Annotated in this window: 7 protein-coding genes; 1 reads left to right on the top strand and 6 read right to left on the bottom strand. The window is 56.4% G+C overall.

Annotated features, from left to right (window positions below; genetic code table 11):
- Positions 1-1,122, top strand: a 1,122-nt coding sequence (locus AAIG26_RS23595) for an FKBP-type peptidyl-prolyl cis-trans isomerase N-terminal domain-containing protein (protein WP_343182144.1), incomplete at its 5' end; no start/stop codon positions are given.
- 51 nt (positions 1,123-1,173) lie between these two features.
- Here the strand turns inward: AAIG26_RS23595 and emrB are convergent.
- The 6 genes from emrB to AAIG26_RS23565 all read right to left on the bottom strand — a co-directional run bounded on the left by emrB (position 1,174) and on the right by AAIG26_RS23565 (position 7,026).
- On the bottom strand, positions 1,174-2,709 hold the full coding sequence (gene emrB, locus AAIG26_RS23590; protein ID WP_020454913.1) for a multidrug efflux MFS transporter permease subunit EmrB: 1,536 nt from the start codon (positions 2,707-2,709) through the stop codon (positions 1,174-1,176).
- A 15-nt stretch (positions 2,710-2,724) separates the two neighbouring features.
- A complete protein-coding gene (gene emrA / locus AAIG26_RS23585; protein WP_286141482.1) occupies positions 2,725-3,969 on the bottom strand; it encodes a multidrug efflux MFS transporter periplasmic adaptor subunit EmrA in 1,245 nt (414 codons plus the stop codon).
- A gap of 50 nt (positions 3,970-4,019) precedes the next feature.
- Complete coding sequence (gene mprA / locus AAIG26_RS23580) at positions 4,020-4,550, bottom strand: transcriptional repressor MprA (protein WP_020454911.1); 531 nt, start codon at positions 4,548-4,550, stop codon at positions 4,020-4,022.
- Between the two features lie 90 nt (positions 4,551-4,640).
- A complete protein-coding gene (gene ygaH / locus AAIG26_RS23575; protein WP_020454910.1) occupies positions 4,641-4,976 on the bottom strand; it encodes an L-valine transporter subunit YgaH in 336 nt (111 codons plus the stop codon).
- Positions 4,966-5,712, bottom strand: a complete 747-nt coding sequence (locus tag AAIG26_RS23570) for an AzlC family ABC transporter permease (RefSeq protein WP_343181608.1) — start codon at positions 5,710-5,712, stop codon at positions 4,966-4,968. Before AAIG26_RS23570 ends, ygaH begins: the two co-directional genes overlap by 11 nt.
- Before the next feature lie 129 nt (positions 5,713-5,841).
- Entirely contained in the window at positions 5,842-7,026 is a 1,185-nt protein-coding gene (locus AAIG26_RS23565; protein WP_343181606.1) for an MFS transporter, read from the bottom strand.
- Between the last annotated feature and the right edge of the window lie 105 nt (positions 7,027-7,131).

Raw genomic sequence — 7,131 nt, 5'->3', positions numbered from 1 at the left:
ATTAAAACGCGCGAAGCAGCAGATGCGCAACTGGCGGAGGCGACAAAGCAAACTACCGGGCAGAGTGCGCAGCTCGCCGAGCTGGAAGCGAAGCTGAAGCAGAGCAGTGAAGAGAATACGCTGGCGCAGCAACAGCTGGCGAAAGCGAAAGAACAGAGCGCGGCATCTGAGGAGAAACGCCAGCTGGCAACGGCGAAAACGGCAGAGCTGGAAAAACAGCTCGCTGAGGCGAATAAAACGCGCGAAGCAGCAGATGCGCAACTGGCTGAGGCGACAAAGCAAACGACCGGGCAGAGTGCGCAGCTCGCCGAGCTGGAAGCGAAGCTGAAGCAGAGCAGTGAAGAGAATACGCTGGCGCAGCAGCAACTCGCCGAGCTGGAAGCGAAGCTGAAGCAGAGTAGCGAGCAGAAAGCGCAAGTGGAGCAGCAGCTCGCAGCGGCACAGGCTACGCCAGCCGTAGCAAAAACTGCAGCAACGAAAGCGGCTTCGCCAGCCTTCTCACTGGCGGCGAACAAATCAGAACACGCTCGCGTTAACTATGCCTGGGGTGTCTGGTTTGCGGCAAAAGTCCAGCTTGAGAGCGAGGTGCTCAAAGATATCGGGCAGAAATTTATGCCGACGGCTTTTTTGCAGGGCTTGCAGGATAAATTCGCTAACACTCTGCAAATGCAGAATGCAGAGCTGGAAAAGATCCTCAGTACGCTCAACAAGCAGGTAGACGATGCGCGGCAACGCGAAATAACCCGTAACAAGAAGCAAGGACAGCAGTTGCTGGCCGATGCAGCGAAGCTAAAGGGCGCGGTGCGGGCGGATAACGGTGTGGTCTATTTGGTTGAAAAACGTGGGCCGGGTGCCGCTATTGGCGATACCGATGTCATTCGTTTCAAAGTGGATGAAAAGGTCAGCTCCGGGCAGGTTCTCGCACAGAACGAAGTCAACACCGCGCGCGTGAGCGAGCTGCCGATGGTGATGCGTGCTGGTGTAAAAAAACTGGTCGTGGGTGGCAGAGTGAAGATTTATGTTCCCACCGAGCTGGCTTACGGCGAGGAAGGTATACCTGGCGCTGTACCGCCCGGCGTGACTTCCGTGATGACGCTGGAAGTTCTCGGCATTGAGAAGTAAAACAAGCCATTAAAAAAATCGCCTCCATCAGGAGGCGATTTGCTTTTCAGGTTAATGCGCGCCACCGCCGCCGCCGCCCGCACCAAATGGCGGTTTGGCAAACCACACCAGCCCCAGCAAGATCAGGAACACCCCCGCAGAGAACCAGAAAATCTCATTGGCGGAGATAATCAGCCCCTGGTTGGTTATCTGCTGCGCTATCCAGCCGGAAGCCTGTTGCTGCGACATGCCCATTCCCTGCAGCTGGTTATAGATTTCCTGCGAGTTCGGATTGTACGGATTGACCGACTCTGTAAGCTGCGCATGATGCATCGATTCCCGGTTCGTCCACAGCGTCGTGGTGATCGAGGTTCCGATCGAGCCCGCCAGCGTACGCGCGAAGTTCGACAGGCTCGACGCCGCCGCCAGTCGCTCTGGTGGCAAACCGGAAAGGGTGATGGTTGTCAGCGGCATAAAGAAGCACGCCACCGCGAAACCCTGAATGAACTGAGGCCACGCCGAAGCGCCGAAATCCATGCCCGGCTCGAAGGTATACGCACGCCAGTAGAAGCACACCGCATACATAATAAAGCTGAACGTCACCAGACGGCGCATATCCAGCTTATGCGCGAAGCGGCCAATAATCGGCGACAACAGCACCGGGATCACGCCAACCGGCGCAGAAGCCAGCCCCGCCCAGGTCGCGGTGTAGCCATACACTTCCTGCAACAACTGTGGTAACAACACAATCGCGCCGAAATAGAGCATATAAGCAAGGCTGATACACAAGCAGCCGATGGTAAAGTTGCGTGACTTAAACAGCGACAGATCGACTATCGGGTTATCGTCGGTTAACTCCCACACCACCAGGAAACTTATCGACACTACGGCGACAATCGTCAGCACGATGATCTCCGTCGAGTTAAACCAGTCGAGCTCTTTACCCTGGTCGAGCATCACCTGCAGGCTACCGATACCGACGATCAGCAACGCCAGCCCTACGCCATCAATGCGCCGCTGCTCGGTACGCGTTTCGCGCCCACGCAGGCTTTGCAGCGTCAGCAACACCACCAGCGCACCGATCGGTACGTTGATAAAGAAGATCCAGCCCCAGTGGTAGTTATCGCTGATATAGCCGCCGAGGATCGGCCCGCAAATCGGCGCGACGATCACTGTCATTGACCACAGCGCCAGCGCGATAGAGCGCTTGGCAGGCGGATAGTTGCTGAGCAACAAACTCTGTGACAGCGGGATCAGCGGCCCGGCGACAATCCCCTGGATCACGCGAAAGAATATAAGCATTCCCAGACTGCTGGAGACGCCGCACGCCCAGGAGGCAATTGCGAAGGCGACGGTAGACCAGAGAAACAGCTTCACTTCCCCAACGCGTTTCGCCAGCCAGCCGGTGATCGGAATCGAGATGGCGTTTGCCACCCCGAATGAGGTGATCACCCAGGTACCCTGGCTCAGCGAGGAGCCAAGGTTACCGGCAATAGTCGGAATAGCAACGTTAGCGATGGTCGAGTCCAGCACCTGCATGAAGGTCGCAAGCGACAACGCAATGGTCATAATGACCAGCTGCGCGCCTTCCAGCGGTTTCTGTTGCATTGCACTCACCTCAGATTAACCGGCGTTGGCTTTCACGATGTTTTCGATCAAGGTGTTGACCGGCTCAAGGCTGATTTCCCGGGCGTTGCTTTCATAGGCCGGGCTGGTGCGCACCTGGCTTGCCAGCACCTGACCTTCACGATCGGCGGTATCCACTTTCACCAGCGTGGACAGACCAATACGCAGCGGATGGTCGGCGAGCTGTTTTGCATCCAGCTCAATACGTACCGGCAGACGCTGAACCACTTTGATCCAGTTACCGGTGGCGTTTTGCGCAGGCAGCAGCGAGAACGCACTGCCGGTGCCCATATCCAGGCCAACCACTTTGCCGGTGTACTTCACTTCATCGCCGTAAATGTCGCTGATGATGGTCGCACTCTGACCAATACGCATATGCGCAAGCTGCGTCTCTTTAAAGTTCGCATCCACCCACAGGTTACTGGCCGGAACGACAGCCATCAGCGCGGTGGACGTTGTGATCTGTGCGCCAGGCTGCACGGCGCGGCGGGAAACGTAGCCGGTGATTGGGCTGACGATTTTAGTTCGTTGCAGCGCCAGCCAGCTATTGCGAACTTCGGTCGCAGCTTGTTTTACCGCCGGTTGATCTTCCAGACGGGTATCAAGCACGATGGCCTGGTTAGCGTTGTACTGCTGAATGGCGACATCCAGTTCTGCTTGCGCGCTGGCCACGGCATCACGGGCGTGTTGCAGCTCTTCACGGCCAATCAGGTTGGCACTGCCGAGCGGCACGCGGCGGTTAAAATCGCTCTGCGCCTGGGCGAGGGCGGTTTTTTTCAGCTCAATGCTCGCCTGCAACTGTTTGCTGTTGATGATTGACTGGCGGGTCTGGCGAACGCTGCTTGCCAGCGCGGTTTGCGCTTTTTCAAACGCCTGCTGCGCGTCAGTTGCGTCCAGCGTTACCAGCACATCGCCCTGTTTGACGAAATCAGTGTTATCGGCCCAGACTTTCGTCACGCTGCCGGACACCTGCGCCATGATTTGTACCTGGTTCCCTGCCACGTACGCGTCATCGGTCTCCTCGAAGTGACGCAGTACCAAAAACCAATAAATCCCGTATGCCACGGCAATAACAATAAAGAGCAAGGTCAGCAGAAGAAGGGCGTTTTTACGTTTGCCTTTCTTTTTGACCGGTTGCTGCGGGGTTTGACTCTCCGCATTTGCGCTCATGCTTTTCTCCACGATCTTCTTATTTTCATCCCGGCAAACGCCGGCCTGTTTTTGCCAAAAAAGCCAGTAGATACTGGCTTTTCAGTATTCTTATATCCTGGATATTCGAGCGTCTTATCGCGTTAGCGCAACGCCTCGAGAATGACGTCGTCCTCTTCCATCTGGTCGAGACGCGTCAGGAGTTTTCGGGTGATATGCTCAAGCTGATCTTTCTCGCCAACGCTCAGCGAAGACCAGAGTTGATGCAGGCAGTTATGCTGCGGGGGCAGAACCTGGCGCAGGAACTCGTGACCTTTCTCGGTCAGTTGCAGGTGCAGACAGCGACGATCGTTATCGCTTTCGCGACGCTCAATCCAGCCGCGCTTTTCCAGCTCATCAGCGATGCGTGTCGCATTGGTACGGGATGATCCCAGCGCGCTACTCAGCTCAGAAGGCTGAATACTGTGATTTTCCTGGGATTCCAGGGTAATCAGCGCCATAAACAATGTCTCGTTAATGCCCTGCGCTTTCAGCATCTTATTGCGGTTTTCCAGCAACTTGCCCTGCATATGCATACACAGGCGGGTTAACAGAATTTCCTGAAACGGGAAATCTTCATAGCGGCTGGCGCGAAACTTAAGCATTTGTTCAATGGGCGTAAACGAACTATCCATTTGGGTATAACCTCATTAATTGCAGTCGATATAGTAACGACAGTGACAAATAAAGTAAATGTATTATTTGTAGTAATAAATTTGCCTTATCTATGCATCTGCCAGGAGTTTCCAGACGATTCCGTACGCGAAAGCGCTCAGTAGCGTGGGGAGAATAATGCTGCGTGTTTTCCAGAAACTCACGCCGAGCACCGCGAAACCGGCAAGTGTCGGCAGCAAACGGCGGCTGTCGGCGGCGATTTCCGGCACGCAGGAAACCACCAGCAGCGCGCAGATGGACGCAATGCCGATGGTGTCCAAAAACACACCGCTCACGCCGCGTTTCGCCGGGCGCGACTGTCCGGCGCGGATACGCAACGGCAGATAACGGAATAAAAAATTGACGCAGCCCACCAGCAGGCCGAGCAGCAGCACCTCATTGCGCATCCGATGCTCCTTGATAAAACGCCTGTACCAGCGCGGCCAGGCAACCGGCGAAAATCCCCGCCAGAATCGCGGCAGGAATGGAAAACAGCGTGACGCCCGCCAGTGCGCCGAGCAGCGCCGCCGTCACGGCACTTATCTGGCGACGCTGGAACGAGGCCAGCAGGAAACTCATAAACAGCGCGGGCAACATAAACCCTAACGCCGATTCCACCGCCGGGTAACCATTGAGCAGTCCGTCGCCGGAAAACGCACCCAGCACCGTGCCCGCCACCCATGAAAGCCAGGAAAATAAGGCGATGCCTATCATCCAGTTTTCGCTCCAGCGACGGTTATCTCGCACCAGCTTCGCGGTGGCGGCGGCAAATACCTCATCCGTCAGGCCAAAAGCCCAGACGGCCGTTTTGCGGTTTTTGAGTGGTTGCAGAATACGGCTGCGCAGCGACGGGCCATAAAGCACGTGGCGAACATCCATGGCCATCACAGTCAGCGCGGCAACCCATAATGCGCTACCCGCGGCAAGCATGGTGGTGATGACGAACTGGCTGGCACCCGCATAAATAATGCAGGAGAAGAAAACGCTTTCGAGTGGGGTAAAACCGAGTTTGGTGGCATTCATGCCAAAGGCAAACGCGACGGGGACGTAACTCAAAACGATGGGAAGGCTGTCTTTGATACCCTCCAGAAATGTCGCGCTCTGGTCAGACGTGCTCTTTGTTGCGGTTACTGAACTATCCATATCCATAATGTTTGTTATATATCACCCACGTTAATATAACCGGGATAAACAAGTCCCATAACCTTAACAGACTGAGGGACTCGTTAACACCCCGGTGTTCCTCCGAAACGTGCAAACGTGGGGGAGTGCTTAGATTGCCGCCTCCTGGCGGTGAAATCCTCGCCACCAAACCAGCAGATTCAGCAGTGCCAGAACGCTACCCGCCAGGCAAACCCCTGTCCAGCCGGCGTGTTGCCATGCGGAAGCGGAGATCAGCGAGCCCGCCGCGCCGCCAATAAAATAGCTGGTCATATACCCGGCGGTCAGGCGGTTTCGCGCGTCCGGTTTTACGCGATAGATAACCGTCTGGTTGGTGATATGCACCCCCTGCACGGTGAGATCCAGCACGATAATGCCAATAATCAAGGCGATAACCGAGCTGTGTCCAAGCCAGATAGCCACCCACGAGAGCAGCAACAGGATCAGGCCGCCGGTGGTGGTGAGATGGGAGTGACCCCGATCCGCCAGCCCACCGGCCTGCCGTGCGCCAAGTGCGCCTGCGGCGCCCACCAGGCCAAACAGGCCGATCGTCGCCTCTGAGAACTGAAACGGCGGTGAGGCCAGCAGGAACGCCATTGACGTCCACAAAATGCTGAAGTTCGCAAAGCTCAGGCAGCCAAGCATTGCCCGGGTACGTAACAGTTTGTCACCGGCAAACAGGCCAAATATCGAGCCAAGCAGTTGCAGATAATTAAGGTGATTATCTTGCTTGATTTTCGGCAGCCCGCGCCACAGCGCCAGCGCCATCAGCACCATTAATATGCTGGCGACCCAGTAAACCGTGCGCCAGCCGCCGAGGCTTGCCAGTAATCCGGCAACGGTGCGCGCCAGCAAAATGCCGAGCAGCAGACCGCTCATGATCGTGCCCACCACTTTGCCGCGTTTGTCCGGGGTTGCCAGCGTGGCGGCCAGCGGTACGAGAATTTGTGCCACCACGGAAAACAGCCCGGTCAGCGCCGTGCCGAGGATCATCAGACCGAGCGACGAACTACTGGCGGTGATCAGCATGCCGCCTGCCGACAGCAGTGTCATCAGTACGATCAGCGAACGTCGTTCGAACATATCGCCAAGCGGCACGAGAAATAACAGCCCGGCGGCGTAGCCAAGCTGGGCGGCGGTAACAATAAATCCGGCCTGGTTGGGCGTGAGCGAAAAGGCGTGGGCGATGGTATCGAGGAGCGGTTGTGCATAGTAGTTGCTGGCGACGGCGAGGCCGGTGGCAACGGACATCAGCGCAATCAGCGCCGGGCTGAGGCCCTGGTTCGGTGTGTTCATTGGCGTTGTCAGTCAGGTATGTTTTTTCCAGACACTCATCATAGCCAATAGATTGAATTTTGTGAGGAAGATCGCGTGTCGGAACGTGCGGTAACGTACCCTGCC

Origin of the sequence: Kosakonia sp. PSU_27 (assembly GCF_039409795.1) — a bacterium.
In the GTDB taxonomy this organism is placed as follows: Bacteria; Pseudomonadota; Gammaproteobacteria; order Enterobacterales; family Enterobacteriaceae; genus Kosakonia.
This window is presented reverse-complemented; position numbering and strand designations above follow the sequence as displayed.

Coding starts and splice junctions, on each gene's coding strand:
- AAIG26_RS23565 (WP_343181606.1), bottom strand. CDS start 7,026: ATGAACACACCGAACCAGGGCCTCAGCCCGGCGCTGATTGCGCTGATG.
- mprA (WP_020454911.1), bottom strand. CDS start 4,550: ATGGATAGTTCGTTTACGCCCATTGAACAAATGCTTAAGTTTCGCGCC.
- ygaH (WP_020454910.1), bottom strand. CDS start 4,976: ATGCGCAATGAGGTGCTGCTGCTCGGCCTGCTGGTGGGCTGCGTCAAT.
- emrB (WP_020454913.1), bottom strand. CDS start 2,709: ATGCAACAGAAACCGCTGGAAGGCGCGCAGCTGGTCATTATGACCATT.
- AAIG26_RS23570 (WP_343181608.1), bottom strand. CDS start 5,712: ATGGATAGTTCAGTAACCGCAACAAAGAGCACGTCTGACCAGAGCGCG.